The sequence below is a fragment of the Streptomyces sp. NBC_00190 genome (assembly GCF_036203305.1).
Taxonomy (GTDB): Bacteria; Actinomycetota; Actinomycetes; order Streptomycetales; family Streptomycetaceae; genus Streptomyces.
The window spans coordinates 4244429-4268625 of record NZ_CP108131.1 but is presented as its reverse complement, the minus strand read 5'-3'; the positions used below and the strand labels follow the sequence as shown (position 1 = coordinate 4268625).

Below are 24197 nucleotides of genomic sequence, written 5' to 3'. Positions count from 1 at the left end.
TCACGTGCTGCGCTGGTCGTGGGTGTCCTGGCGGAGCTGGTTCGTGTGCTGGGTCAAGGCGTCAATACGTTCGGCGAGCTCGGCGTCCTCGGGCCGCAGATGGGCCCGGGTGGCGGTCAGGGGGCGAACGAGACGGGCAGCGTCGTTGTCGGCGAGGGCCAGGTTCAAGTCGCCGATGGCGTCCTGGGCGTTGGCGGGGAGGCCGGTGAGCGCGGTGACCTGCCCGGCGAGTCGGCGCAGGTCGGCCGCGTTGTCGCGGGCCCAGGCGGTAACGGTGCGGTCGGCGGCGCGGGTGTCACGGGTGGCCTGGACGCGTTCCTCGCCCGTGCTTCCGGCGGTGCCGGGGCGCAGGCGCAGGTAGCGGCGTTCGGCGGCCTGCCGGCTGGCGACCCCGAGGGGGCCTGCGAGGTCGGCCCAGCTCGCGCCCCTACCGCGGGCGGTTTCGATCAGGCCGCTCTCCCAGCCCGCGAGCTGCTCACGGACCTCGCGCAGCATCAGCAGCGCGGCCAGAGCCGGGTGCGGGCCAGAGTCCGCCGCGGGCGCCGCTTCGGCCGTCGGGGTTCTCGCGGAGGGTTGCTGCGCGTCCTTGACGGCCTGGTTGATGGCCTCCAGCGCCGCGGCGGCAGCCAGGAAAGGGACTGGTGTGATCGGCTCGGCGGCCTCGTTCATTGCGTTCTCCGTGACTCTGTCATCCTCCAGATGACTCCTTGCTTGTCATCGTTTCAATGACATGTTACAACGGGAGCACGTTGAAGCGCATTGGCAGTTTCTGCCTGAACCAACTGGAGGTGTTTCGCGATGTTGATGCGCACTGACCCGTTCCGCGAGATGGACCGGATCGTTCAGCAGCTTTCGGGTGCGTCGGGCACGTGGTCGAAGCCGTCCGTGATGCCGATGGACGCCTACCGCCAAGGCGACGTGTACGTGATCGCCTTCGACCTCCCCGGCGTGAGCACGGAGGCGATCGACATCGACGTCGAGCGGAACATGCTGACGGTGAAGGCCGAGCGTCGGCCCGCGGAGAAGTCCGACGGCGTGCAGATGGAGCTCTCCGAGCGGCCCCTCGGCGTCTTCTCCCGCCAGGTCATGCTGGCCGACACCCTCGACACCGAGCGCATCGAAGCCGAGTACGACGCGGGTGTCCTGACCCTGCGGATCCCGATCGCCGAGCGCGCCAAGCCGCGGAAGATCAGCATCGGCGGCGAGTCCGGCCGCAAGCAGATCTCCGGCTGACAGCCCGGCACCAGCGGCGGAGGACGGGGAACCGATTCCCCCTCCGGCACCCCGTCCTCCGCACCCCCTCGCCCCTTCACCCCTATCCGGAGGTGACGTGATGACGATGCGCCGGGAGGCGTTCCTGGACCACGTCCAGGAACGCGGTGAGTATCAGACTCGGGAGGAGGCCGAACGGGCGGCCCGCGTCGTCCTGGCCCTGCTGGGCGCACACCTGGTCGGCACCGTGCGGGCCGAGCTCGCCGCCCGGCTCCCCGAGACGTACGCCCTGATCCTCCTCAACCCCCTGCAGGCCGCCGAACCGCTCTCACCTGAACGCTTCATCCGCGCGGCTGCGGCCTGGATCGAAGGCGCCACCGAGAAGACGGCCCTGTGGGACATCGGCGCGGTCCTCTCCACCGTGGCCGCCGCGGCGGGAGACGTCCTCATGCGCGAGGTCCTGCTGCAGCTCCCGCCCGGCTACGACCTCCTCTTCGGCCACCCCCAGCCCACCTGACTGCCCGCCGCCACCGTCCGTAACCCGAACCCCTCGAAGAGAAAGGCAGCTGCAGCACCATGTACGACCAGCCTCGAGCGAACCCGTCCCTCGCGGCCATGACGTTCGACCAGATGCTGGAACGCGTGCGCTACGAAGGCGCCTATCCCACCCGCGAACGCGCCGAGGAAGCCGTCCGCGCTGTCCTCGCCGCCCTCGGCCGGCAGATCACCGGAGACGAGCGTGTCGATCTCGCGCAGTGCCTGCCCGTCGAGGCCGCCCTCACCCTGACCGCCCAGATCCCCGACACCGAACAACTCACCGGCTGGGGCTTCGTCAAAGAGCTGGCCGCCCGCACCGGGGGCACCCCGGCCACCGCGCGCTGGGACACCGGCGCCGTACTCGCCGTCGTCTCCCGGCTCGCAGGCCCCGACCTCCTCGCCCGAATCCTCCACCAGCTTCCCGGCGGCTACGCACTCCTCTTCGGCCAGGCAGAACTGCGGCAGCCCCAGCCCGCCGCCTGATCCCGCCCCACCCCGTTCTGGCTGCCCAGCGCGCGGATACAGGGTTGCGTTCGACCCCCGATTACCTCCTCGTCGAACACGCGAAAATCTGTGATGGCCACAGTAGACATTCGATTGCGGTGTGGTTATGGTTTCTCTCGTAGCCGAGATCGAGCAAGGCCCGGAGAGACGAACTGCCGGGCATCAGTACACGCAATGCGCAGGGCGGTGCGGTGGTGGAGTTCCGAAGCCAGGGTTGTTGCAGGACGGCGACGGGACTGACGACCGGACCGGGCGGCCCGCAGTGATCAGGGGCTGCCACGAGCAGTACCGCAGTTAACGCAGTGGCAGTTCAGTAAGTGCAGTTCGCAGTACCAGCAGTGCAGTCAGTGAGCGGTACCTCGGTAAAGGCGTCGGCTGCGGGCGCGCGTACCGGGAAGTTCGGCAGTGGGGTTCTAAGCCAGAGCAGACGCAGGATGGGCGACGGGGCTGGCTGCCGGAGAGTGGCGCTACCGCAGGCCACTGAGCAGTTCGCATCAACAGCAGTACGCAGTCCCCCGTTTGGCAAGTGATCGGTCCAGAGGGAAGAACGGAGGAGTTGACCGCCATCAGGATCGCCCGGGCCGAAAGGCTGAGCCCGGGTACCGCAGGACATCGATAGTGAGGTGGTCTCCGGTCAAGCAACCGCGATCCCCGCGCCCCCGGCCGAGTGCAGGTCAGGTCCGCGGAAACAGAAGGCCGACGGAGTACTAGGGTCGGCAGATGGTGTAGCAGTTCCTTCGGGGCCCTGGTGCCGTACGGCACCAGGGCCCCTCCACGCGTTCCACAGAGAGAGGTGCAAATGACAGCACACGACTCGTTCGACGATCGTCTCGACGACGACGACTACCCCGCTTACACCATGGGCCGGGCCGCAGCCATGCTCGGCACCACCCAGAGCTTCCTCCGCGCCATCGGAGAAGCCCGCCTCATCACCCCGCTCCGCTCAGAGGGCGGACACCGCCGCTACTCCCGTTACCAGCTGCGCATCGCCGCCCGCGCGCGGGAGCTCGTCGACCAGGGCACCCCCATCGAGGCCGCCTGCCGCATCGTCATCCTCGAAGACCAGCTCGCGGAAGCCCAGCGCATCAACGCCGAATACCGCCGCACCGCCGAAACACCCAATCCACCAGCCGCAGTGTGACGACTGCGCCTGCGAGCCAAGGATGCCGTGGGCCGGGGCGTTTCATAGCGGGAGCGACCGAGGCCGTGTGTGCCGTACCCCGGCCGCCGGACCCGGCCGAACGGCACACGCAGCCAATCTCAGAGTCGGTGGGCGAGGGAGGCGCGCAGCCCTCCCCACCCACCCGTCGTCAGGCACCCCTCGCTTGCCTCTTCACCAACCCCTTGTCGCGGGCGGCGCGCACTCTGGCGTCGATGCCCCCGGCGACCTCCTGCTGACGCTCCTCGTCGGAGTGCTGGTAGATCATTGCGGCCTTCTCCGAGGACTGGCCGACGCGGACCATCGTGTTCTTGAGCGTCGCGCCGGACTGGGTGGAGGCCGTCCTTCCGGCGCTGCCGCACCGGGGAAGGGCGTCATCCGTGTGCCTCGCTTCGCAGTCGACATGATGCAGACCGTCGCGGCACGTGTCAGCGTGATCGGAGAGGAATCCGTACCCCACGCATCCAGAGGAGTCGCCGTCATGGACGGTAGGCAGGACAAGCGCCAGGAGCCGGGCAAGGGGCGCGAGGCGCAGGAACACCGTCGCCCCGGAGACCCTGCGCAGCCCCAGCCCGGCAAGTCCTCCCGCGAGAAGGGACACAAGCCCGGTCAGAAGGAGACCTCACGCCGCGGCGAGGACGATCTTCTGCGCGAGGAGGACCTGCACGACGAGGGGCTCTGACCGGCGCACCCCTCGGCCACTCGGCCACTCGGCCACTGAGGATTCGGGGTCAGCCCGCCGCCTCGGCGGCGGGCTCCTCAGGTTCGGGTGTGGTGGCGATGAGGATCTGAGTGGCCTGCGTGATGTTGTCGGCGCGGACGGCGCGGGCCATCGCTTCGCGGGCGGCGTCGGCGGTGGTGTCCGGGGGGACCACCAGCAGGGCGAAGTGGTCGTTGTGGCCGCGAGTGACGAGGACGGTGTCGTCGCCGACGGGGTCGGCGTCCAGGTGTACGACCTGGCCGTCGATGACCAGACGGGTCGGGACGTCCTGCCAGGCGGAGGTGTCCAGGCCAACCCGCGTGATGGGCCCGAGGTGCGAGGTCAGTGCCGTGATCAGTGCGGGCAGCTCGATCGTGACGTCCCTGGAGCGCGGCCACCAGGCGCCGTCCAGGAGCCCTTGGCGGGATTGTGTGGTTTCCAGCCGGAGCAGGGCGGCGCCACGCTTGACCGCTTGGTGGATCGCGTCCGGGAGGAGTTTCAAAGGGGCGGGGTTGTCGGATGCGGCCATGGTGATTCCGCCTGTCTCGCGGTGCGGCGGCACCCCGTTCAACGGCCGGCAGCGGCGTCGAAAAGGCTGTTGAGCTGGGGAACGTCTCCGTCGTTTCACGGTACTCCGCCCACCCTCACGGTGCGGCGAGGGGAACCGACTGCGCCGCTCTCGCCGTCTGCGCCGGAAAATACCTGGTCAGAAGCGGCTTCCTGGATCGCGAACCGGAGTACGGTGAAGAGACCGGGAGTATTTCGCACACCCGCTCCCACGCGGACGTCGTTTCCGGCGATCACTGCACCGGGCCGTTCACGAACGGTCCGGGGACGGGTCCGCGACATGACCACGACCCTCGACCCTGCGCAGCCGGCTGTTGTCCTGCGCCCGGCCCGTCTGTCCCGTACGCCGAAGTCCGCTCTGGCAGGCCGGCTGGACGGCGCCTGGTGGCCGTACTCTCGTGACCTCGAAGCCGAGCTCCCCGCTCTCGCCGCCGCGCTGGACGAGACCTGGGGGCGCATCACCCGCGTCAGCGTGAACCCCAGCCGCTGGCCGGTCGTCCCGCGCACGGTTGCCGTGGCCGGGCACGTGCTGCACGTGGGCTGGTTCACCGAACAGGACCCCGACAAGCTGATCCTGCTCTCCTACACCGTCGGCCGCTGGGACCTCCTGGTGATCCCGCCCGAGACCGAGCCCGCGGCCGCGGCCCGGCTGATGGCCGCCGCCGCGATCCCGGGCAGCGTCCTGGCCGCAGACGTCCTGATGGCCAACGAAACCGTCATTGGGCGCGGCATCCGCGACGCCCGCCGCCGGGAAGCCACCTGGGAGGACGAGGGCGGGGCCTGCATGTCCCCCTTCGGGGAGCCGATGGGCCGAACCGCCCTGCCGCTGCCCGGAAACGGCTGGAGGTGAGCTCCGTGGAGACCATCGTCCTCATCGCGGTGATCATCCTCATGATCGGCATCGGAATGGGCTGGATCCACCTGCTGAACGCTCAGCACGACGCGCGGATCGAGGCCTACCGGTTCAGTGACCCCCTGCCGAGGCCTCCCGGCCTGCCGGACGACACCGGTCGTCGAGCCCACCACACGGGTGCCGACCGGTGAGGAACAGCCTTCCTCCGACCGGGGGCAGCGGTCGGGGTGCCTCGGTGCCCCGACCCGCCGACTTCTCGCCCACTCCGAAAGGGAACACGCCCACGTGAAGTACATCGAGACCCAGACACTGCCCTCGCTCGGGCACGCCGAGGTCCGGATCATCGCGCACACTCCGGAAGCCGCCCGGGCGGTCGCGGAGGCGCTCCGCCGCTGTTTCGCAGGCGCGGAACAGCGCAGCTACCCCGCCCTCGACGGCAACACCCGCCTCCACCTCACCGTAGACACGGCGACACCCTCGGGGCCCGCCCGCTCGTGGCTGGCCGCCAGCAGGACCCCGGCCGGCACCGGCGCGCACTCCGACGAGATCTGAGCATCCCCGACCGGCCCGGAGCCCGCCCCACTCGTCCACCCCACACGAAAGGACGCGGTCATGGCCACACTGCGCGAACGCAAGACCTACCGCGACCAGGTGCTCCGGGTCCTGTACGAAGCCGTCGAGGGCAACCGCCTCCTCGGCATCACCGGAGCACAGCTGCGGCGCGACCTCCACGTTCCGGAACAGGACCTGGCCGCCGCCTGCACCTACCTGGCGGGCGAAGGGCTGATCACCGTCGACTGGGAACCCGGCAACACCCCGGCGATGGTCACCCTCACCCACGAGGGAATCCGGCGCATGGAGGCAGAGGAGGAAGGGACGGCCACGGGCCCGCCCTGATCCGGGAGAGACGGCCTAGATGCGGGCGAACTTCTCGGTCTGCTCGGCGAACTCCTGTGCCATGGCCGCGCTGACCGTGGGCCTGGTTTCGCCGATCGTGCGCAGGTAGTCCTCGGTGGTGGGGCGGGCCCGGGCTCCGGTGTCGAAGGTGCGCTCGAACTGGACTTGGGAGACGGTGCGCGCCACATGGGCGATGTCGGCGGGGGTGAACCCCTCGCTGGCGATCGCCAGCGCCGTGCTGTCGGCCTGCGCGCCCGCCCGGGCCAGGTAGCTCTCCCACAGCGCGGTCCTCGCGCGGTCGTCGGGCGGGCCGATCGGCAGTACGTAGTCGAAACGGCCGTGCCGCAGGAACGCGGAGTCGAGCGTGGTCACGTCGTTCGTGGCGCAGACGAGCAGCCGCCCGTCCTGGCCCCGGAACCGGACGATCGCCTTGAGCAGTTCGTTGACGACGCCGACGGCGGTTGCGTCCGCGCCGCTCCGGGTCCCGGCGATCTCCTCGACCTCGTCGATGAAGACCAGGACGTGGTCGAGCGCGGCGATCTCGTCGAAGCGCCGGTTCAGCCCGCTGGCCAGTCCGTATTCGGCTGCCAGCCGGGCGGGGAACAGTTCGAGGAAGGGCCATTGCAGGCGGCTGGCGATGGCGTGCGCGAACGTGCTCTTGCCGGTTCCGGGCGGCCCGAACAGCATCACGGCCCGCGGCAGCTCCACGCCGTGCTGGGCGGCCATTTCGGGATGGGCCAGTGGCAGGACCAGGCGCCGCTCGATGAGCTCCTTCTCCTTCTGCATGCCCGCGACCTTCTGCCACAGTCCCCCGGGCGGTAGCTCCGCTCCCAGCGACGCGAGCATGCTGACCGCCTGCGGGGTCACGCGCCCGCGCTTCTCGAAGAAGACCAGGCCCGGACGGGCGCCGAAGCCGCAGTTGTGCAGGGCGGTGGCACCGGTCTCGCCGTCGGGCAGGACCGCATGCACCGTTCGGACGCCAGCGGTGAACAGCCGGTGCTCCAAGGCCGTGATCAGGGCGCTGCCCAGCCCCTGGTGCCGCCAGGCGGGCGCCATGCTGATGCGCAGGATCCACGCCCGGTCACCGTCCACCCTGCTCACCGCGGCGCCGACCACCTCCTCGTCGGCGGTGGCCACCACCGCCGGGTGGAGGGCCTGGAGGGCCGCCACGGCGTCCGAGAGCGGAAAGAGCGGTGACTCTTCGGCCGTGCCGCTCTCCGCGTCGACTCGGAGCACCGCTTCGAGATCGTCCTGGGTGTAGTCCCTGACATGCCACCCCGTCATGGTCAGCTCCGCGTGTTTTGCCGTACTCCCATCATCAGCCGGGGCGCGCGCGGCAGCGACCGCGCGCCCCGGCAGTGCCGTTGAGGGCGGGCGCCGGCCCGCCGCCTGGTTGGAGGCAACAGGATGACCGTCGGAGGCCGCGCGGACCCGGGGGAGGAACTGCTCGGGGTGCTCCTGGACGGGGCGCACGAGCTGCCACCCCATTTGGTCGGCCCGCTGGTTGCGGAGACGATGGCCCGCGTGGGGGGACGTGACCCGCAGATCCGGCTTCAGGACTCGAGGCCGCGCAGGTCCACGCCGAGGTCGACGAGCTGACCGGGGTCTACAAGAACGTCGTTGTCGGCGTCGTGGCCCTGGTGTTCAGGTGCAAGCCTTCCAGCGGTACCGAGCGCACGTCCGACGAAACCACGGCAGTCCAGTGGCTCACGCCCGCAGAAGTGTCCGAGCGGATGTCCCATGTCCATGGGATCAGACTGCTGGACGCCCTGGACGGGGACGGGCCTCACGTGCGGAGCCATGACGGGCGCCAGCTGCTCCCCGTGCAGTGAGAGTTTCCCTACTTCATCAAGCACCCGGCTGCGCTCCGCTCCGCCGGGCGGGCTTCCCGGCTCCGCTCGGGGCGACGCTCCCGCCTTCGGCTCGCTCCGCCCCCGTGGGGTGCTGCGGCTGCGTAGCCGTCGGCGAGGGAGGCTGGTGGGAGAACACGGACCTGGCGAGCAGCGATTATCTACCAGCAGTCGGGGCCCGTGCCGTGCGGACTGTTCATTCATAGCCGTACGACGACCAGGGCGGTGTCGTCGTCCGGGCCGTCGCCGGTGGGACGCACGTCGGCGAGCAGGGCGCTGGCGAGCTCTTCGGCGCCAAGGTCGCAATGGCGCATGAGGCTGTCCATGAGGCGCTCGAGTCCGGTGTCGATGTCTTCGCCGCGGCGTTCGATAAGTCCGTCGGTGTAGAGCACGAGGGTTGCTCCGGGCTCGTAGGAGAGCGATGCCTGGCTTCTGACCGCGTCGAGTTCCCACGTCGCAAGGGGAGGGTCCACAACTTCGTCCAGGGCTTCGGCAATGCAGCCCTCCGGGTGGAGCAGCAAGGGGGGCAGGTGTCCCGCTCGGCTGTACGTGATGGTGCGGCTGGCTCGGTCGATGATTGTTTGGAGGGCCGTGGCGGCGAGTGCGCCCTCGATCGTGAAGGCCTGCATGGCGAGTGTCTTGAGGGCGGCGGCTGGCTCACCGGTTGCGCGGATGGCGGCGCTGAGGGCACTGCGGAGCTGGCCCATGACCCCTGCGGCTTCCAGGCCGTGGCCGACCACGTCGCCGACAGCGACGGCGAGGCGGTCTCGCCCGAGGTCGAGGACGTCATACCAATCGCCACAGACGTTGAGTGAACTGGAGGCGGGGCGGTAGCGCACCGCCACATTGCCGAATCCCGCAGGGATGGCCGGCAGCATGGCGCGCTGCAGGCTGATGGCGATCTCACGGTCGCGTGAATGGGCGAGGCGTAGCCGTTCGTTGAGTTCCTTTAGATCCTCGGACCGCGCGAGCAGCCCGGCCGTCGTCGTCTCCTCATCACGGAGCGCCTCACCGGCTACCTGCAAGGCGGCACGGATGCGGACCAGCTCGGTGACCTCTTCCGCCCGGGAAATGATCAGGGCCACCTGGCCGTTCGGGCCGAGAACCGGCGCATTGACCGGACTCCAGTACCGCTTCTCCAACACCCCTGACCGCCCCGGCGTTTCCAAGTCGTACCGGTGCAACGGCATGGCGTCCTGCCGCCCTGTGGCCAGCACCCGGTCAATCGATGCGCGCAGCTGGCTGCCTGGTGCCTCCGAATCTGAGGAGTCCACAGGGAACACCTCAAATACAGAACGGCCCACTAGGTCCCTACGCCCGCGACCGGACCGGTCCAGGAATTCGTCATTGGCGTCCATCATGACCAGGTCAGGGGTGAGAAGCAGCGCAGGCCCCGGGAACGCGCGAAAGACCGCCTCGTAGTCGGTCATGGACGGCGAGGCTTCACCGGAGGTGTCGGGATTGTTCATCCTCAGACGTCTACCCCGGACTGGCTGACACTCCAGGTGCGACACTCCCAAGGCGGCGACACAAGGGCTGCTGCGGTACGTATGAAGCGGTTGTCGGCAGCGTTGCGGTACAGCAGCCATGTACCGCAACCCCGGCAATCGCCCGCGTCCGGTAGCGTCCCTCCGGGGCCTGATAGCGGCCGGAATGGCCGTCACTGGCCGATCTGGCCAGAGCTACCGATCAGAAGGTTGGCCGTGCCGGACGCGTGCCAGGTAGGGCGGGGAACAGCGGTCAACGGCGACTGCCAGAGCGAGCCTCAGGGTTGTCTCTGTCGCCCGTTTGCGCAGGTCGGGGGCCAGATCCTGCGGGCAAGATCGGTGGTTTCCAGGCTTATAGCGCGGGTTCGATTCCCGTCATCCGCTCAGATAGGAAGGCCCAGGTCAGCGACCTGGGCCTTCTTCGTTGGCTCTCAGTCTCCGGGCACCACGAGCCCTGACTCGTACGCCACGATCACCAGCTGCGCCCGGTCGCGTACCCCCAACTTGCCCATGATCCGACTCACATGGGTCTTCGCGGTGAGGGGACTCAGGGCCAGCGCGTCGGCGATCTCCGTGTTGTTGAGGCCCCGGGCCACGAGGGTGAGGACTTCCCGCTCCCGGCCGGAGAGCGGGTCGAGGGCTGCGGGGGCCGGGGCAGAGCGCGGGGTGCGCAGGACCCGGGCGATCAGCCGCGCCGTCGGGCCCGGTGAAAGGAGCGACTCACCCCTGGCCACCGTGCGGATGGCGGCCAGAAGTTCGGCCGGCCTGGTGTCCTTCACGAGGAAGCCGGAGGCCCCGGACCGCAGCGCTTCGACAACGTTCTCGTCGGTGTCGTACGTCGTGAGGACCAGGACCTTCACCCCGGCCAGGTCCTCGGCGGAGGCGATCAGCCGGGTCGCCTCGATGCCGTCGGTACCCGGCATCCTGATGTCCATGACGACCACGTCGGCCCGCTCGGCGTGGGCCAGTTCCACCGCTTCCCGCCCGTTGCCGGCCTGTCCGACGACCGCCATGTCGGGAGCCGATTCGACGAGCATCGCGAAGGCCGCCCGTACGAGCGTCTGGTCGTCGGCGAGCAGCACCCGGATGACGCGGTCCTGACCGTCCGGTGGTGTGGTCACGGGGATGCCTCCAGGGAACGGGGTGGGAGCGGCAGGCTCGCCGCGACTTCGAAGCCGCCGCCGGAGCGGGGGCCCGTCCGCACGGTGCCGCCGACGCTGCGGGCCCGCTCGCCCATGCCGACGATGCCGAAACCCGGGGTGGTGGAACCCGCTCCCGGGCCCCGTCCGTCGTCACTGACAGTGAGCCGCAGAGCCCCGCCCGTCGCCGCCAGACGGACCCGGACTGTGGCGGCGGGACCAGCGTGGCGGACCGCGTTGGTCAGCGACTCCTGGACGATGCGGTAGGCGGCGGCACCCACGGCCGGCGGGACATGGACCCCGCCGGTGTCCATGGTCAGTTCCGCCTCGGCCGTACGGACCAGATCGGGCAGCCCCGCGAGGTCCGGCAGCGGCCCGTGCTCGTCGGCGCGGAGCACGGTCAGGGTGGTACGGAGCTCCGCGCGGGCCTCGCGGCAGGTGTCGGCGATGCAGTCCAGCGCCTCGGCGATCGCCGCCCGGTCGAGCCGGTCCGGGTCCACGGTGAGGACGTGGGCGGCGACCGATGTACGGACACCGATCAGCGTGATGCTGTGGGCCAGCAGGTCGTGCAGGTCGCGGGCGATGCGCAGGCGCTCCTCCGCGATCTTGCGGTCGGTGGCCTGTCCGACCCGGGCGCGCTCCTCGGCCAGGTACTTGCGGTAGTTGCGGACGGCGACGCCGAGCACGAGGGCCGCCACCAGCCAGCCGGACGTGCGCAGTACGTCCAGGGCGCGGTGGACGCCGTTGGACGACATGGCGCTCACCGCGAAGCCCACGATGCTCCCGCCGACCAGCACCGTCCGGCGGACGGTGCCGGTGGCGGCCACGGTGTACAGGGCGAGCATTCCGGCCGGCAAGGGGGCGGCGTGGGCGTTGTCGAGCAGTTGGTAGGGGGCGATGCAGGCGACGGTCGCGATCGTCGCCCCGACCGGGTGGCGCCGCCGCCACACCAGGAACAGGGCCGAGCCAGCGAGCAGCACCCACCCGAGCGCGTCCGGTCGCATCGCGGTGTCGGCGTACGCGAGGGCCCCGCCGAGCAGGGCGACACCGGCCGCGATCACCGCGTCGTTCCGCGTCGGGTGCGGGGCCGCCAGGGGGTCCTGGTGCAGTACGCGCAGTACGCGCTCGGCCGCGCTCGGGGGGTCGGTCACTTCTGCCACCCGGACATCGTTGCTCATCGCCGGTCGCCGACCAGTTCCGGCACGGATCCGGCAACCGGGGTCGGGGTACCGGAAGGCCGGCCCGGCCACCACACCCTGCGGCCGAGCAGCACGCTGGCGCTCGTCACCAGGTACGTGCGGACGAGGAAGGTGTCCAGGACGACCCCGGCCGCGACGACCGTGCCCATCTCCACGAACATCACGAGGGGCAGCGAGGCGAGCACCGCGAAGGTCGCCGCAAGGACGATCCCGGCCGAGGCGATCACTCCGCCGGTGGTGCGCAACGCGGTCAGCGCGGCCTGCCTCGGCTCGGCCCCGCCCCGGGTCTCCTCGCGGGTGCGGTGCATCAGGAAGATGCCGTAGTCGACGCCGAGGGCGACCAGGAAGACGAACGTCAGCAGGAGCAGCCCCGGGTCGACGCCGGTGAAGCCGAACACCGGGCCGAAGACCAGTCCGCCGATACCCAGCGCCGCGCCCCACACCAGCACGACGGCGGCGACCAGGAGCAGCGGGGCGACCAGGCTGCGCAGCAACAGGATGAGGACGAGCAGCACCGAGGCGAGGACGAGGGGGATGACGGTCAGGCGGTCGTGGGCGTTGGTGGCGGCCAGGTCGAGTTGCCGGGCGCTCGCGCCGCCCACGTGCGCGCCGTCGAGCCGGGCCCGGAGCCGTTCGATGGCGGCGCTCTCCCCCGCGGACTCGGGCGCGGCCTTGGCGGTGACGGCGATCTCGGTCCAGCCGCCGCCGCTGCGGCCCCTCTCGGCGCTCGCGACGCCTTCGACGGACCTGGCTTGGGCGAGGATCCGGTCGGCTGTTCCGGTGGGCGCCATGACCTCGATGGGCCGGCTGCTGCGCTCCGGGAAGGCCTTGGCCAGCGTTCCCATGGCGGCGATCGACTCGGGCTTGCTGGTGAAGCTGTCCTCCCTCTTGAGCGCCCCGGGCAGGTTGAACACACCGAGCGCCAGCGCGCCGAGCAGGACGATTCCCGTCACGAGCACGGCGACCGGCCGCTTGCCCGCCGAACTCCCCATCGCGGCAAAGACGTTGAGTCGGCGCTGCGTGGGTTCGCTGCCGTACGCGGGAATCAGCGGCCAGAACACGCGCCGTCCGAGCAGCACCAGGACCGCCGGCAACAGCGTCGTCATCGCGATCAGCGCGCACAGTACGCCCACCGCGCCGACCGGGCCGAGGCCGCGGATGTTGTTGAGGTCGGCGGCGAGCAGACAGGCCAACCCCGCCACGACCGTCCCGCAGGAGGCCAGCAGCGCCGGCCCGCAACCGCGCAGCGCGGTGCGCATCGCGTCGTACGGAAGGGCCGTGCGGCGCAGTTCGTCGCGGTAGCGGGCGACGAGCAGCAGTGCGTAGTCGGTGCCCGCGCCGAAGACCAGGACCGTCATGATCCCGGCGCTCTGGCTGGTCACGGTGAGCCCGAGGCCCGAGGCGAGCCCGTACACCGCGGCCCGCGCGCAGACCGCCCCCGCCCCGACCACCACCAGCGGCACCAGCCAGAGCACCGGGCTCCGGTAGGTGAGGACGAGGAGCAGGGCCACCACCAGGCCGGTTGCCAGCATCAGCGTCCCGTCGATGGAGCCGAACACCTCCTTGGCGTCGACTTCGACGGCGCCGTCGCCGCCGACCCACACGGTCAGCCCGTCGGTACCGCGCGCATGGGCCCGTACACCCTCGACGAAGGCCTTCTTCGCCGCGTCGTCCGTGCCGGGCGCGGCCGTGGACACCGCGTACATGAGAGTGGTGCCGTCCCCGGACGGAATGCCGGGTCCGCGGAGGATCGCGCCGAAGTCCCGGGGATCCTTCGACCCGGCGAGCTGCACGGGGGGCTTGGCGGCGACGGTATCCGTCGTACCCGCCGGGACCGTGACCTCCGCGACCTGCCGTTCGGCGGCGCCCCGGTCGGCGGCGGTCAGCCCGCCGTCGCGGTGGTAGACGAGCAGCACGCCGGTCACCTCGCCGCCGGGCAGCTCCTCCTGGAGCCTGGCCACCTGCGTCGAGTCGGCTCCCGACGGCAGATAGTCCGCCGTCCGGTCACGCTGTACGTCCGCGAGCTTGCCCGCGAACGACCCGGCGGCGGCGAGCGCGATCACCCACAGCACCAGCACACCCCACGGAATCACCCTGCGGTATACGCCTGCTCGCCCCGTCTGCCCTGTCTGCCCCATCTCGGGCCCTCCGCATGGACTCAGCCCGGTGGCCCCGATGGCCCGCCCGGTCACCTCCAGCGTCCCGCCCCCGAAGGGCCGTTCCCTCACGCCCGGGCAGGAGATCGCCCCTACTCCCCCGGGCTTCACGGATCCTCCCGTACTCCCCCGGGAGTAACGCCGCTGCCCCGCCCGCCCCGGCCTGGGGACCGGAGTGGGACGGGACCGCGACGCGGCGGGTCAGCCGCCCAGCGTGATCAGAGCTGCGATCGCCGGGCCGAAGGCGCCGCCCAGCTGATAGCAGAGGTTGAACAGGCCGATCGCCGTGGGGCGCTGAGTGGGCGTAGTGGACTGGGTGGCGTATACCGCGAGCGTGGCCTGCCCCGCGCTCGTCGTGAAGACGGCCAGCGTCGCTACCAGCAGGAGCAGCGGCGCCCAGGGGGTCAGCACGGCGGTGAGCGGGGCCAGCGCTCCGACCGTGAGCAGGATCGTCAGGACCCGCGGGCGGCTCAGCCGGGCCGAGGCCGCGGCCAGCACCATGGAGAGCACGGAGCCCGTGAGGAGGGCGACCAGTTGGCCGGTGCCGATCGTGGAGGTCGACCAGTCGGTGCGGTCGCGCAGCAGCTGCGGGATGGTGAAGAGCAGCGTGAAGTACGAGGTCGCGAAGGTGCAGGCGAGCAGGGCGGAGAGGGCGAAGGCCCGGGTGCGCAGCAGCGCTGCGGGGACGAAGCCGGTGGGATGGGACCGGATGTGCAGGGCCAGCAGCAAGGCCGTCAGCAGCGAGGCGACCACCGCCGGGAGCGGGTAGCGCGGGATGAGTACCAGGGCCGTCGCCGTCAGGACCAGCAGGGCGGCGCCCCGGCCGTCGAAGGGGGTGGTCTGCTCGGGTGCGGACAGGTCGGCGCGGCGCATGACCGCCGGCAGGGCCAGGAGGGCGACCGCCCCGACGGCGAGGGACACCCGCCAGGAGGCCGGGCCGGCGATCGCCGAACCGAGCAGCGGTCCGACCGCGCCCAGCACCCCGAAGCCCGCCGTGATCACCCCCATGCGGCGTACCGAACCCGCCAGGCTCATCGCCGCGGTGACCAGGCCCGCGCCGCCCACCGCCTGGGCCGCCCTGCCCGCCATGGCCAGCGGCAGCCAGGGCGCCACGGCGACGACCGCGGCGCCGGCCACGATCAGGGCCGCGCTCAGCCGGAGCGTGCTGCCCAGGCCGCGGCGGCGCAGCAGGCCCGCCATCAAGGGGGTGCCGACGGCCATGGCCCAGGCGAAGACCGTGACGAGCCAGGTCGCCGTGGCCGTACGGACGCCGAGCGAGCCGGCCATGTCGGGCAGGATCAGGACCGGGCTGTTGGCGCTCGCGGCGACCGGGGCGGCCAGCAACGCCAGCCATGCGGACGGGACATGGCGCGAAGCCGGAGTGGCGGCGGCCGTCGCCGGCGCAGCGGGGCGGGGGCGGGTTCGGGCGAGCAGGGACATGGCGGGCTCCGGATGCTGAGGGGACGGCGTGGAGGGCTCGGGGAAGGCGGGAAGACGGCTCAGGCAGGCCGAGCAGCTCAGGCGGCTCAGGCGGCTCAGACCGTGGTGACGACCTCGTGGTAGGCGAGCCGCGGCGAGCGCGGGAACCAGGCGTCCGCACCGGGGCGGCCTATGTTCACGACCATCAGAGGCGTGTGGTCGTCGTCCAGGAACTCCTTCTGCACACCCCGGAAGTCGAAGCCGGTCATCGGCCCCGCGGCCAGCCCCGCCGCGCGCACGCCGAGGATGAAGTACGCCGCCTGGAGCGTCGCGTTGAGCAGCGCGGACTCCTCGCGGACCGGGCGGTCGGCGAAGAAGAGGTCCTTGGCCTGCGGGAAGTGCGGGAGCAGTGCGGGGAGCTCCTCGTGGAACTCGTTGTCGGCGGCGAGGACCGCGATCAGCGGCGCGGCCGCCGCCTTGCGCCGGTTCCCCTCGTCCATGAGGCCCACGAGCCGCTCGCGGGCCTCGTCGGAGCGGACCAGGACCACCCGCAGCGGCGACTGGTTGTAGGCGGTCGGGGCGTACTTGACCAGGTCGTAGACCGCCTGCATCTGCTCGTCGGTCACCGGCTCGGCGGTGAAGGTGTTGGCGGTGCGGGCCTGGCGGAAGAGGAGGTCCTGGGCGGTGGGGTGGAGAGCGAGCTCGGACATCGGGGATGCTCCTGTCGTTCAGTCTTGATAATCTCAACGTTGAAATAAAAGCAGCTCGACTCTCTCAACGTCAAGTGTCTTAACGTTGAGAAGATGTCCATTGAGAGGAGTGACGGCCATGAGCGATGCCGTGGACGCGATCATCGGCCAGTGGGCCAAGGAACGCCCCGACGTGGTGGACGACCTCTGGCCGGTGCAGCTCTTCGGGCGGATCCAGCGGCTGGCCCGGGTGGTCGACAAGTCCGCCAGGGCATCGGCCGCCGCACACGGCGTGGAGCACGGCGAGTTCGACGTGCTCACCACGCTGCAGCGCTCCGGGCCGCCCTACACCCTCACCGCCGGGGCCTTCCTCAAGGCATCCATGGTGACCTCCGGTGCGATCACCAACCGCATCGACAAGATGGAGGCCAAGGGCCTGGTCGAGCGCGTACGCGATGGCGACGACCGGCGCACCATCAAGATCCGCCTCACCGAACACGGACACGAGGTCACCCGGGCCGCCTTCGCCGACCATCTGGCGAGCTACGCACAGCTGCTCGCCGACGTGGACCGCGACCTGGTCGACAAGACCGCCGAGGGCCTCCGCCAGGTACTGGAGACACTCGGCGACACCGCCATCAAGTGATGACCTCCCCCACCGCCGCCGCGTTCCACGACACCGCGCGGCAGCGTTCGGTCACGACGCCCGGCACTGTGATCACGGCGCTGCTCGTCCGAGCTGTTCATGCTGTGGGCCATGTGCACACCCCCGACGGCTCGGGGTCGGTCCTGGGCGACTGCGGGTAGTCATCCGCTCCGACAAGAAGGTCCGGGTCACAGACCTGGGCCTTCGTCGTCGCCCAGGCCTCTCGCCCCGGCGCTTCACACCGCAGGTGCCGTCAGAACCGGAACACGCCGAGGTCTCGCACCGTGTCGGCCAGCGCGCGGATGAGGTCGTTCTCGGCTTCGGTCCGCCAGACCAGGGCGAAGTTCATGGTGGCCATGTCGGGGAGGGGAAGCCATCGGATGTTCGACATGCCCCAGTACCTGGTGACATGGCCGGGGAAGGTGTGGATGATCTCGCCCATGCCGACGTGACTGATCAGCTCATCGGAGGTGTCCGAGGCCGCGGACATGATGCGCTCGATCGGCCGGCCTCGTGGGGTGTGGAAGGGCAGGTAGCTGTCCTCCCAGTAGTCCGGCAGGCCGAGGGCAGTGCCGTGCGGGAAGTCGGCGAGCAGCTCCAGTGGCACCGAGTCCCGTCCCGCGAGCCGGTGGTCGGCGGCCACGGCAAGGATCCGGGAGTCGGTGCACAGGGTCGGCCCGACGGTGAAGTCCGGCTCTTCCACCGGCAGCCAGACGACCAGGACGTCCATGGCACCGCTTCGGAGCTGGCCGAACACATCGGTGAAGGTTGCCTGACGGATCTGGAGTCCCCAGTGCGGATACCGCGCGCGGAACGCCTTCCAGTAGGGGTGCAGATCGGCGACGTTGAAGGGCATCAGGCTGACGCGGAGCTGAGCGGTGATGCCGCGGGCCGCCAGCTGGGCCCGCTCCAGGGAATCGTGCAGGCCCGCGTAGACCGGTTGCAGGTCGTCGCGGAACTGTCGGCCGACCTCGGTCAGGCGCACCGTGCGGCTGGTGCGGGTGAACAGCTCGGCGCCGATGCGCCGCTCCTGCTTCTTGATCGCCTGACTGACGCGCGCCTGGGAAACGTGCAGCCGCTGTGCGGTCCGGCCGAAATGCAGCTCCTCCGCCAGCACCAGGAAGATCTCGATGTCTCGCAGCTCCACCGGCTCCCAAGCCCCCCCTGATAACCCTGCGGTTATCGAACCGCGCGGAAGTTTACATTGATCATCGCTGCTGCCCGCAAGAAGCTTGAGGGCATGCAAACACGCACGAAGAACCCTTCCCTCGTACTGCCGGACACGATGACGGGCACCGGCAGCCCCCGCCCGCGGAAGCGCCTGTCGCCCCACTTAGCCGGGCAACAGCCGTTCGCACGGGCCGTGTTGACCGGCAGGACGGACCCGTTCAACCGTGTCGACGCCGTGGTCCGTGCGCCGACCGGCACCACGTCCTGGATCTGACCGTGAGCAACCGTATCGACCCGACCGCGATGTACGCGATGCATGACGCCCTGCGCCGGGAACTGGTCCATCTGGACCGGGTCACCACCCGGGCGGACCGTGACCCCCGGCATGTACTGGCCACCGCTGCCGGATGGAAGCTGTTCAAAAAGGCTCTACGCGCCCACCACACGGCCGAAGACGAAGCGCTGTTGCCGGCGCTGCGCCACAGTCTGGCCGACCGCCCGGAGGATCTGGCTCTGCTGGAGGCGGTGGAGGCCGAACACGCCGCCATCGACACGGTGATCGACGCCATCGACGCGGCGCTGGCCGATCCGCAGGCGGATCCGCTGCGGTTGGGCGACCTGACGGACGCGCTGACCACCGGCCTGGCCGGGCACCTCAGACACGAGGAGGAAGCGGTTCTGCCGCTGATCCAGCGGGCGTTGACGGCCGAGCAGTGGAACCACTTCGGCCAGGTCCATGCCCGGCGGCTCGCCCCTGACGCACCGGTGCTGTTGCCGTGGCTGCTGGACGGCGCCGACGAGCCGACGGTGGAGAAACTCCTCGCTCCGCTGCCCGCGCCCACGCGCGCCGCCTGCACCGACCGGTGGGTGCCGGCTTACACCGCCCTGGACCGCTGGGTTCCAGGCACTGCGTTCTGACGCACTGCCACCGGCTGCCGCGACCCGCAGAGCGACGCGTCGGCCGGAACGGGGGCCTGACCCGACAGACAGCGCTTGTGGCGGCCGACCGGCCCGAGCCCGCCTTCACAACACCCGGAAGTACGACCCACTCGACCGCGGGAGTCATCGCCTTGTCCGAGCACGTCCTCCTCACTCCGCTGGACCGTATTTCGATCACCGACGCCGCCGCGTGGCACCAGGTCGTCGCCGCCTCGATGGCCCACGACCTGCCGGGCGTACCGCCTCCCGACCCCGGGCAGATCCATGCCCAGCTCACCAATCCGACGCTGGACAGCCGGCGGCTGACCTGGCTGGCCACCGGGGCGGACGGCGTCCCCGTCGGCGTCGCGGGCCTACGGCTGTTCGCCTCCCCGGGGAGGGACCACCTGGCCGAGATGGAACTCCACGTCGACCCCGCGCACCGGCGCCGGGGAGCCGGCTCCCGCCTGCTGTCGGCGGTCGTGGCGGCCTGCCGCACCGACAACCGGCGCAGCCTGGTCGTCACGGCTCCCGCCGAAAGCCCGGGCGAAGCCTTCTGCGAACGGTGGAGCTTCCGCCCGGCACTGACCCTGGACCACCTGCTCCTGCGCCTGGACGGGATGGACGGGATGGACGAGACGCACGGGACGGATGAGACGGGCGAGGCCAGGATGCGCCGGCTCGGCGAGACCGGGCACCCCGGCTACCGGCTGACCGGCTGGACCGGCACGGTGCCCGACGACCTCGCCGCCGCCTTCGCGACGGCCAAGAACGCGATGAACGACATGCCCGTCGGAGACCTGGACTACGGCAGCGTGGACTGGGACGCCGACCGCGTACGGGCCATGGCCAAGGTGATCGCCGACCGCGGGGACACCCTGCTGACCGTCGCCGCCGTCCACGACGACGGCGCCATGGCCGGCTACACCGAGATCCTGGTCCCCCGGGGAACGCCGGCCCGGGTGCAGCAGTACGACACCGCGGTCGTACCCGCGCACCGCGGCCACGGTCTGGGGCTGTGGCTCAAGGCGGCCATGGTGCGCCGGCTGCGCGCCGAGCACCCCGGCGTCGTCGAGATCGAGACCGACAACGCCGAGGACAACGTCCACATGCTCGCGGTCAACCGGGAGTTGGGCTTCCGCTCCTACCGGCGCACCCGCGAGTTCCAGCTCGACGTGCCCACGACCTGATCCGTGCCCGTACCCGCACCCTCCATCTGTATCGAACAAGCGAGAGCCCATGCGCAAGCTGACCTACTACATCTCCGCCACCCTCGACGGCTACATCGCCGGTCCCGAAGACCAGTACGACTTCCTCCCCTTCGAGGGCGAGGAAGCCGCCGCGATCCTGGCGGACTTCCCCGAGACCATGCCGACGCCCGCACGTGAGCCGCTGGGCATCGCCGACCGGGCCGCCCAGCGGTTCGACACGGTCATCATGGGCCGCGCCACCTACGACCCGGGCCTGAAGCTGGGGTGGACCAGCCCGTACGCCCACCTGAAGCAGTACGTCGTCTCCCGCACGCTCATCAGCCCCGATCCGGCGGTGACCGTCGTCGACGACCCCGCCGCGCTCGTTCGCGGGCTCAAGGAGCAGGACGGCATGGACATCTGGCTGTGCGGCGGCGGCAAACTGGCGGGCGCCCTGCGCGACGAGATCGACGAGCTGATCATCAAGCGGCACCCCATCGTCATCGGATCCGGCATCCCCCTGTTCGACGGCCCCTTCACCCCGACGAGCTTCGTCCCGGGCACCACGCGAACCTTCGACTCCGGCTTTACCATCACCACCTTCTCGAAGGTGCCGCCCTCGGCGGGCGAGCGGAGCTGAAGGATCTGCTGGGGCCGCCCCCGAACACCCCTCGGGCCGGAACGACGGCCCCGCCCGGACACTACGGAAACGAGAGTTGTGACATGCGTGTGTTGTTGATGGCCTACGGGTCGCGCGGGGACATCGAGCCGATGGCGGGGCTCGGGGTACAGCTGCGGGCGCTCGGCGCGGAGGTGCGGGTGTGCGCGCCACCGGACTTCGCGGACTTCCTCGACGGTGTCGGCCTGCCCCTGGCGCCGATCGGCGCCTCGCTGCGGGCGACGGTCACGGCGGCGGTGACCGGGACGGCGCCGCCGCCGACGGCGGCGACCCTGCCCCAGCGTGCGGCCGCGCTGTTCGGCTCGACCTACGACGCGGTCGCCGCTGTGGCCGAGGGCTGTGACGCGGTGGTGGCGACCGGCTCGCTCCCGGCCGCGGCCGCCGCGCGGGCGGCGGCCGAGAAGCTGGGCATCCCCTACACGTTCGTGGCCTACTTCCCGACCTACCTGCCGTCGCCGCACCACCCGCCGCTCGCGTGGCCGGGCCGGCCGCTCCCGCCGGAGGAGACCGACAACCGGGTGCTGTGGGACCTGAACACCGAGAGCCTGAACATGCTGTTCGGCGAGGCGGTCAACACCCACCGGGCATCGCTCGGCCTGCCGCTGGTGGACAACGTCCGCGACCACGTCCTCACCGGACGGCCGTGGCTGGCGACGGACCCGGCCCTGAGCCCGTGGCAGGAGCCGGCGGACCTCGACGTGGTGCAGACCGGCGCGTGGGTCCGGCCGGACGAACGCCGGCTGCCGACCGCTCTGGAGGCGTTCCTGGACGCCGGAACACCGCCCGTATACGTGGGCTTCGGCAGCATCCCCGTGCGTGACGCGGAGGGCGTCGCTCGGGCGGCCATCGAGGCGGTCCGCGCGCAGGGCCGCCGCGTACTCATCGGGCGCGGCTGGGCCGAACTGGGTCTGATCGACGACGCCGACGACTGCTTCGTCATCGGCGAGGTCAACCAGCAGGCGCTGTTCCGCCGGGTGGCCGCCGTCGTGCACCACGGCGGCGCGGGCACGACGACGACGGCCGCCCGGGCCGGCGCGCCTCAGGTGGTGGTCCCGCAGATGGCGGACCAGCCGTACTGGGCCGGCCGCGTGGCCGACCTGGGCATCGGTGCGGCGCACGACGGCCCGACCCCGACCTTCGAGTCCCTGTCGGTCGCGCTCAAGACGGCCCTGACCCCCGAGACCCGCGCACGGGCGGCCGCCGTGGCCGGGACGATCCGCACGGACGGGGCGACGGTGGCCGCGAAGCTGCTGCTCGACGCGGCCGGCCGGGAGGGGCGGCCCGTCTCCGCGTGAACCGCGCGGAACCGCCCGCCCCTTGAGAGCAGGCCCAGGTCGGCGACCTGGGCCTGCTTCGTCGTCCAGCGGAGTGCTAAGCGGCCTCGGGGAGGCCGCTTAGGGCTTGATGTTCTGGTTCAGGTGGAACAGGTTTCCCGCGTCGTACTTCCCCTTGACCTCGACGAGGCGGTCGTAGTTGGTCTTGTAGTTGGCCCTGATCCGGTCCTGGTCGTCGTCGGCCATGAAGTTGACGTATCCGCCTTCCTCCGAGTGCGGGGCGGTCGCGTCGTAGTAGTCGCGCACCCACGCGATGTTGGCCTCGTTGGCGGACGGGTCGGGCCACATGCCGGCGATGACGGTGGCGAACGAGGCGTCCCGGTAGGCGAAGGCCGTGGCCTCCGGTGCGACTCGGTGGCAGGCACCGTTGATGGGGTAGATGTGGATCGTCGAGTTCAGGGCAGGCAGCCGTGGCGCGTGCTGCTCGTGCGCCGCGATCGCGGCGTCGCTGAGCTCGGTCACGAAGTTGGCCTTCCAGTAGTGCTGGAGGCCGGGCGGTACCAGCCCGTCGAAGGCGGTGTTGAGCGCGGGATACGGCATGGGCCCGACGTGCTCGGCGACCACCGGCGCGAAGTCGTGGAAGGCCTGGAGGGCGCGCTGCCCCTCGTCCAGCGGCCCGGCCCAGCACGACACGATCAGGATGAAGGGGTCGCCGTGCCGGTTCTCCGGGATGAACGGGAGCGGCGGGGCCAGCTGGAAGGCCGGAAAGGCGCCGAGTTCCTCGGGCGCATCCGCGATGTAGTCGCTGAAGGAGCGCAGCACGGTGGCGGCGTCCGCCATTTCGTAGAGGATCGGCCCGCCGTAGATGTCCTTGACGGGGCTGAGCCGGAACTCGAAGGAGGTCACCGCGCCGAAGTTGCCGCCGCCGCCGCGAAGGGCCCAGAAGAGGTCGTCGTGCTCCTCCTCGCTCGCGAGAAGGAACCGGCCGTCCGCGGTCACCACGTCGGCGGAGATCAGGTTGTCGCAGCTCAGCCCGAGTCCGCGGGAGAGATAGCCGATGCCGCCACCGAGGGTGAGCCCGCCGACACCCGTGGTCGAGATGATCCCCCCGGTCGTCGCCAGACCGAAGGCGTGCGTCGCCGCGTTGAAGTCGCCCCAGGTCGCGCCGCCTTCGGCCCGTGCCGTCCGTCGCACGGGGTCGACACGCACGCCACGCATCCCGGACAGGTCCGCCACGACGCCGCCGTCGCAGGTACCGAAGCCGGGCACGCTGTGCCCGCCACCGCGCACCGCCAGGTCGAGCTCGTTCTCCCGTGCGAAGTCGACCGCGGCCATGACATCGCCCGCGTTGACGCAGCGCACGACGACGGTCGGCCTCTTGTCGATCATGGCGTTGTAGACCTTGCGCGCCTCGTCGTAGTCATCGTCGTCAGGGGTGACGACCGCCCCGTGGACACGTTCACGCAACTGCTCCATCGAGAGCTTGGCCATAGCAACCGCTCCTCGTGCCTGTACCCCGTCGGCTCTGCCAGGAAGGCGCGACGCCTACAGAAGCGGGCATCTGGACTCTCCGCGGGACGTCACACCCCGCCACGTCACACCCCGCCACGCGCCCTGTCACCGAGCTCGGTCCTCCTCACGCTACGCCGATGGCGCGAGGCCTCAACTCGAGATCCGTGAAGCCCTGACTCCAGCCCCTGCAGGCCCCTGCCCGGAGCGTGCCCTCGAAGGCGGCGCACAGCGGTCACCAAGGGTCTTCGACGGCACATAACCACGGGCCGAAGGCATCGGGGTGGCCGCGGCGTGCCGGCCGTTCTCAGGTGCGTACGGACCCGGTGGCGGGGTGGCCGTCCAGGGCCGCCCGGCGCATGGTCCGGGCGGTCCTGGACGGGTGCCCGCTGCCGTCCAGGACTGCCGGAACCGGTGCCGGAACAGGCACGGAAACGGCTGCA

At 70.8% G+C, this 24197-nt stretch carries 27 protein-coding genes and 3 pseudogenes; 18 read left to right on the top strand and 12 right to left on the bottom strand.

What is annotated here, in order from left to right:
* Entirely contained in the window at positions 1–669 is a 669-nt protein-coding gene (locus tag OG429_RS20590) for an HSP18 transcriptional regulator (RefSeq protein WP_328926763.1), read from the bottom strand.
* 129 nt (positions 670–798) lie between these two features.
* On the opposite strand from OG429_RS20590, the gene OG429_RS20585 reads away from it, so the two are divergent.
* From OG429_RS20585 to OG429_RS20570, 4 genes are all read left to right on the top strand, one after another.
* Positions 799–1233, top strand: a complete 435-nt coding sequence (locus OG429_RS20585) for an Hsp20/alpha crystallin family protein (RefSeq protein WP_328926762.1) — start codon at positions 799–801, stop codon at positions 1231–1233.
* A 100-nt stretch (positions 1234–1333) separates the two neighbouring features.
* Positions 1334–1729, top strand: a complete 396-nt coding sequence (locus OG429_RS20580; protein ID WP_328926761.1) for a DUF2267 domain-containing protein — start codon at positions 1334–1336, stop codon at positions 1727–1729.
* Positions 1730–1788: 59 nt separating this feature from the next.
* Positions 1789–2232, top strand: coding sequence for a DUF2267 domain-containing protein (locus tag OG429_RS20575; protein ID WP_328926760.1), 444 nt, complete (start codon positions 1789–1791; stop codon positions 2230–2232).
* Positions 2233–3052: 820 nt separating this feature from the next.
* Positions 3053–3394, top strand: a complete 342-nt coding sequence (locus OG429_RS20570) for a MerR family transcriptional regulator (protein WP_328926759.1) — start codon at positions 3053–3055, stop codon at positions 3392–3394.
* Between the two features lie 169 nt (positions 3395–3563).
* On the opposite strand, the pseudogene OG429_RS20565 reads toward OG429_RS20570, so the two are convergent.
* Positions 3564–3761: pseudogene (locus OG429_RS20565) on the bottom strand (tyrosine-type recombinase/integrase); the annotation flags it as partial.
* A 132-nt stretch (positions 3762–3893) separates the two neighbouring features.
* On the opposite strand from OG429_RS20565, the gene OG429_RS20560 reads away from it, so the two are divergent.
* Positions 3894–4094 (top strand): hypothetical protein, encoded by a 201-nt coding sequence (locus OG429_RS20560; protein WP_328926758.1) that lies wholly within the window; start codon positions 3894–3896, stop codon positions 4092–4094.
* A 49-nt stretch (positions 4095–4143) separates the two neighbouring features.
* Here OG429_RS20560 and OG429_RS20555 read toward each other — a convergent pair whose 3' ends face one another.
* On the bottom strand, positions 4144–4641 hold the full coding sequence (locus OG429_RS20555; protein WP_328926757.1) for a DUF5994 family protein: 498 nt from the start codon (positions 4639–4641) through the stop codon (positions 4144–4146).
* A gap of 318 nt (positions 4642–4959) precedes the next feature.
* Here OG429_RS20555 and OG429_RS20550 point away from each other — a divergent pair, with 318 nt between their 5' ends.
* The 4 genes from OG429_RS20550 (at position 4960) to OG429_RS20535 (ending at position 6429) form a co-directional block, all read left to right on the top strand.
* A complete protein-coding gene (locus OG429_RS20550; protein WP_328926756.1) occupies positions 4960–5529 on the top strand; it encodes a DUF5994 family protein in 570 nt (189 codons plus the stop codon).
* 5 nt (positions 5530–5534) lie between these two features.
* Positions 5535–5723, top strand: coding sequence for a hypothetical protein (locus OG429_RS20545; protein WP_328926755.1), 189 nt, complete (start codon positions 5535–5537; stop codon positions 5721–5723).
* A gap of 94 nt (positions 5724–5817) precedes the next feature.
* A complete protein-coding gene (locus OG429_RS20540; protein WP_030821669.1) occupies positions 5818–6084 on the top strand; it encodes a hypothetical protein in 267 nt (88 codons plus the stop codon).
* 60 nt (positions 6085–6144) lie between these two features.
* A complete protein-coding gene (locus tag OG429_RS20535) occupies positions 6145–6429 on the top strand; it encodes a hypothetical protein (protein WP_328926754.1) in 285 nt (94 codons plus the stop codon).
* 15 nt (positions 6430–6444) lie between these two features.
* Here the strand turns inward: OG429_RS20535 and OG429_RS20530 are convergent, their stop codons facing one another.
* Positions 6445–7713: an ATP-binding protein gene (locus OG429_RS20530; protein ID WP_328926753.1), complete on the bottom strand. Its 1269-nt coding sequence runs from the start codon at positions 7711–7713 to the stop codon at positions 6445–6447.
* Between the two features lie 123 nt (positions 7714–7836).
* On the opposite strand from OG429_RS20530, the pseudogene OG429_RS20525 reads away from it, so the two are divergent.
* Together OG429_RS20525 and OG429_RS20520 are read left to right on the top strand one after the other, a co-directional pair.
* Positions 7837–7989 (top strand): annotated as a pseudogene (locus OG429_RS20525) (serine/threonine-protein phosphatase); the annotation flags it as partial.
* Between the two features lie 17 nt (positions 7990–8006).
* Positions 8007–8261 (top strand): annotated as a pseudogene (locus OG429_RS20520) (NUDIX hydrolase); the annotation flags it as partial.
* A gap of 218 nt (positions 8262–8479) precedes the next feature.
* On the opposite strand, the gene OG429_RS20515 reads toward OG429_RS20520, so the two are convergent.
* The 6 genes from OG429_RS20515 to OG429_RS20490 all read right to left on the bottom strand — a co-directional run bounded on the left by OG429_RS20515 (position 8480) and on the right by OG429_RS20490 (position 16389).
* Entirely contained in the window at positions 8480–9748 is a 1269-nt protein-coding gene (locus tag OG429_RS20515; RefSeq protein WP_328926752.1) for a PP2C family protein-serine/threonine phosphatase, read from the bottom strand.
* A gap of 449 nt (positions 9749–10197) precedes the next feature.
* Entirely contained in the window at positions 10198–10803 is a 606-nt protein-coding gene (locus OG429_RS20510) for a response regulator (RefSeq protein ID WP_405681387.1), read from the bottom strand.
* 80 nt (positions 10804–10883) lie between these two features.
* On the bottom strand, positions 10884–12083 hold the full coding sequence (locus tag OG429_RS20505; RefSeq protein ID WP_405679351.1) for a sensor histidine kinase: 1200 nt from the start codon (positions 12081–12083) through the stop codon (positions 10884–10886).
* Complete coding sequence (locus OG429_RS20500) at positions 12080–14242, bottom strand: MMPL family transporter (RefSeq protein WP_328926749.1); 2163 nt, start codon at positions 14240–14242, stop codon at positions 12080–12082. Before OG429_RS20500 ends, OG429_RS20505 begins: the two co-directional genes overlap by 4 nt.
* A 219-nt stretch (positions 14243–14461) precedes the next feature.
* Entirely contained in the window at positions 14462–15700 is a 1239-nt protein-coding gene (locus OG429_RS20495) for an MFS transporter (RefSeq protein ID WP_328926748.1), read from the bottom strand.
* A gap of 95 nt (positions 15701–15795) precedes the next feature.
* A complete protein-coding gene (locus tag OG429_RS20490; protein WP_328926747.1) occupies positions 15796–16389 on the bottom strand; it encodes a malonic semialdehyde reductase in 594 nt (197 codons plus the stop codon).
* Positions 16390–16507: 118 nt separating this feature from the next.
* On the opposite strand from OG429_RS20490, the gene OG429_RS20485 reads away from it, so the two are divergent.
* Positions 16508–17014: a MarR family winged helix-turn-helix transcriptional regulator gene (locus OG429_RS20485; RefSeq protein ID WP_328926746.1), complete on the top strand. Its 507-nt coding sequence runs from the start codon at positions 16508–16510 to the stop codon at positions 17012–17014.
* On the top strand, positions 17014–17175 hold the full coding sequence (locus OG429_RS20480) for a hypothetical protein (RefSeq protein WP_328926745.1): 162 nt from the start codon (positions 17014–17016) through the stop codon (positions 17173–17175). Before OG429_RS20485 ends, OG429_RS20480 begins: the two co-directional genes overlap by 1 nt.
* Before the next feature lie 92 nt (positions 17176–17267).
* On the opposite strand, the gene OG429_RS20475 is transcribed toward OG429_RS20480, so the two are convergent.
* Positions 17268–18161 carry a LysR family transcriptional regulator gene (locus tag OG429_RS20475; protein ID WP_328926744.1) on the bottom strand — a complete coding sequence of 298 codons (894 nt, stop codon included), beginning with the start codon at positions 18159–18161 and terminating at the stop codon, positions 17268–17270.
* A gap of 93 nt (positions 18162–18254) precedes the next feature.
* On the opposite strand from OG429_RS20475, the gene OG429_RS20470 reads away from it, so the two are divergent.
* The 5 genes from OG429_RS20470 to OG429_RS20450 all read left to right on the top strand — a co-directional run bounded on the left by OG429_RS20470 (position 18255) and on the right by OG429_RS20450 (position 22266).
* Entirely contained in the window at positions 18255–18458 is a 204-nt protein-coding gene (locus OG429_RS20470) for a hypothetical protein (protein ID WP_328926743.1), read from the top strand.
* Between the two features lie 2 nt (positions 18459–18460).
* Complete coding sequence (locus tag OG429_RS20465; protein WP_328926742.1) at positions 18461–19102, top strand: hemerythrin domain-containing protein; 642 nt, start codon at positions 18461–18463, stop codon at positions 19100–19102.
* Positions 19103–19254: 152 nt separating this feature from the next.
* Positions 19255–20292 (top strand): GNAT family N-acetyltransferase, encoded by a 1038-nt coding sequence (locus OG429_RS20460; RefSeq protein WP_328926741.1) that lies wholly within the window; start codon positions 19255–19257, stop codon positions 20290–20292.
* A gap of 49 nt (positions 20293–20341) precedes the next feature.
* Entirely contained in the window at positions 20342–20932 is a 591-nt protein-coding gene (locus OG429_RS20455; protein ID WP_328926740.1) for a dihydrofolate reductase family protein, read from the top strand.
* Between the two features lie 83 nt (positions 20933–21015).
* Positions 21016–22266, top strand: a complete 1251-nt coding sequence (locus OG429_RS20450; protein ID WP_328926739.1) for a glycosyltransferase — start codon at positions 21016–21018, stop codon at positions 22264–22266.
* 99 nt (positions 22267–22365) lie between these two features.
* Here the strand turns inward: OG429_RS20450 and OG429_RS20445 are convergent, their stop codons facing one another.
* Positions 22366–23736: an FAD-binding oxidoreductase gene (locus OG429_RS20445; protein WP_328926738.1), complete on the bottom strand. Its 1371-nt coding sequence runs from the start codon at positions 23734–23736 to the stop codon at positions 22366–22368.
* Positions 23737–24197: the final 461 nt, after the last annotated feature.

Excerpts from the sequence above, each read along its gene's own strand:
- OG429_RS20590 (WP_328926763.1), bottom strand. The coding sequence starts at position 669 with ATGAACGAGGCCGCCGAGCCGATCACACCAGTCCCTTTCCTGGCTGCC.
- OG429_RS20585 (WP_328926762.1), top strand. The coding sequence starts at position 799 with ATGTTGATGCGCACTGACCCGTTCCGCGAGATGGACCGGATCGTTCAG.
- OG429_RS20580 (WP_328926761.1), top strand. The coding sequence starts at position 1,334 with ATGACGATGCGCCGGGAGGCGTTCCTGGACCACGTCCAGGAACGCGGT.
- OG429_RS20575 (WP_328926760.1), top strand. The coding sequence starts at position 1,789 with ATGTACGACCAGCCTCGAGCGAACCCGTCCCTCGCGGCCATGACGTTC.
- OG429_RS20570 (WP_328926759.1), top strand. The coding sequence starts at position 3,053 with ATGACAGCACACGACTCGTTCGACGATCGTCTCGACGACGACGACTAC.
- OG429_RS20560 (WP_328926758.1), top strand. The coding sequence starts at position 3,894 with ATGGACGGTAGGCAGGACAAGCGCCAGGAGCCGGGCAAGGGGCGCGAG.
- OG429_RS20555 (WP_328926757.1), bottom strand. The coding sequence starts at position 4,641 with ATGGCCGCATCCGACAACCCCGCCCCTTTGAAACTCCTCCCGGACGCG.
- OG429_RS20550 (WP_328926756.1), top strand. The coding sequence starts at position 4,960 with ATGACCACGACCCTCGACCCTGCGCAGCCGGCTGTTGTCCTGCGCCCG.
- OG429_RS20535 (WP_328926754.1), top strand. The coding sequence starts at position 6,145 with ATGGCCACACTGCGCGAACGCAAGACCTACCGCGACCAGGTGCTCCGG.
- OG429_RS20530 (WP_328926753.1), bottom strand. The coding sequence starts at position 7,713 with ATGACGGGGTGGCATGTCAGGGACTACACCCAGGACGATCTCGAAGCG.
- OG429_RS20515 (WP_328926752.1), bottom strand. The coding sequence starts at position 9,748 with ATGAACAATCCCGACACCTCCGGTGAAGCCTCGCCGTCCATGACCGAC.
- OG429_RS20510 (WP_405681387.1), bottom strand. The coding sequence starts at position 10,803 with ATGCTCGTCGAATCGGCTCCCGACATGGCGGTCGTCGGACAGGCCGGC.
- OG429_RS20505 (WP_405679351.1), bottom strand. The coding sequence starts at position 12,083 with ATGAGCAACGATGTCCGGGTGGCAGAAGTGACCGACCCCCCGAGCGCG.
- OG429_RS20500 (WP_328926749.1), bottom strand. The coding sequence starts at position 14,242 with ATGGGGCAGACAGGGCAGACGGGGCGAGCAGGCGTATACCGCAGGGTG.
- OG429_RS20495 (WP_328926748.1), bottom strand. The coding sequence starts at position 15,700 with ATGTCCCTGCTCGCCCGAACCCGCCCCCGCCCCGCTGCGCCGGCGACG.
- OG429_RS20490 (WP_328926747.1), bottom strand. The coding sequence starts at position 16,389 with ATGTCCGAGCTCGCTCTCCACCCCACCGCCCAGGACCTCCTCTTCCGC.
- OG429_RS20485 (WP_328926746.1), top strand. The coding sequence starts at position 16,508 with ATGAGCGATGCCGTGGACGCGATCATCGGCCAGTGGGCCAAGGAACGC.
- OG429_RS20480 (WP_328926745.1), top strand. The coding sequence starts at position 17,014 with ATGACCTCCCCCACCGCCGCCGCGTTCCACGACACCGCGCGGCAGCGT.
- OG429_RS20470 (WP_328926743.1), top strand. The coding sequence starts at position 18,255 with ATGCAAACACGCACGAAGAACCCTTCCCTCGTACTGCCGGACACGATG.
- OG429_RS20455 (WP_328926740.1), top strand. The coding sequence starts at position 20,342 with ATGCGCAAGCTGACCTACTACATCTCCGCCACCCTCGACGGCTACATC.
- OG429_RS20450 (WP_328926739.1), top strand. The coding sequence starts at position 21,016 with ATGCGTGTGTTGTTGATGGCCTACGGGTCGCGCGGGGACATCGAGCCG.
- OG429_RS20445 (WP_328926738.1), bottom strand. The coding sequence starts at position 23,736 with ATGGCCAAGCTCTCGATGGAGCAGTTGCGTGAACGTGTCCACGGGGCG.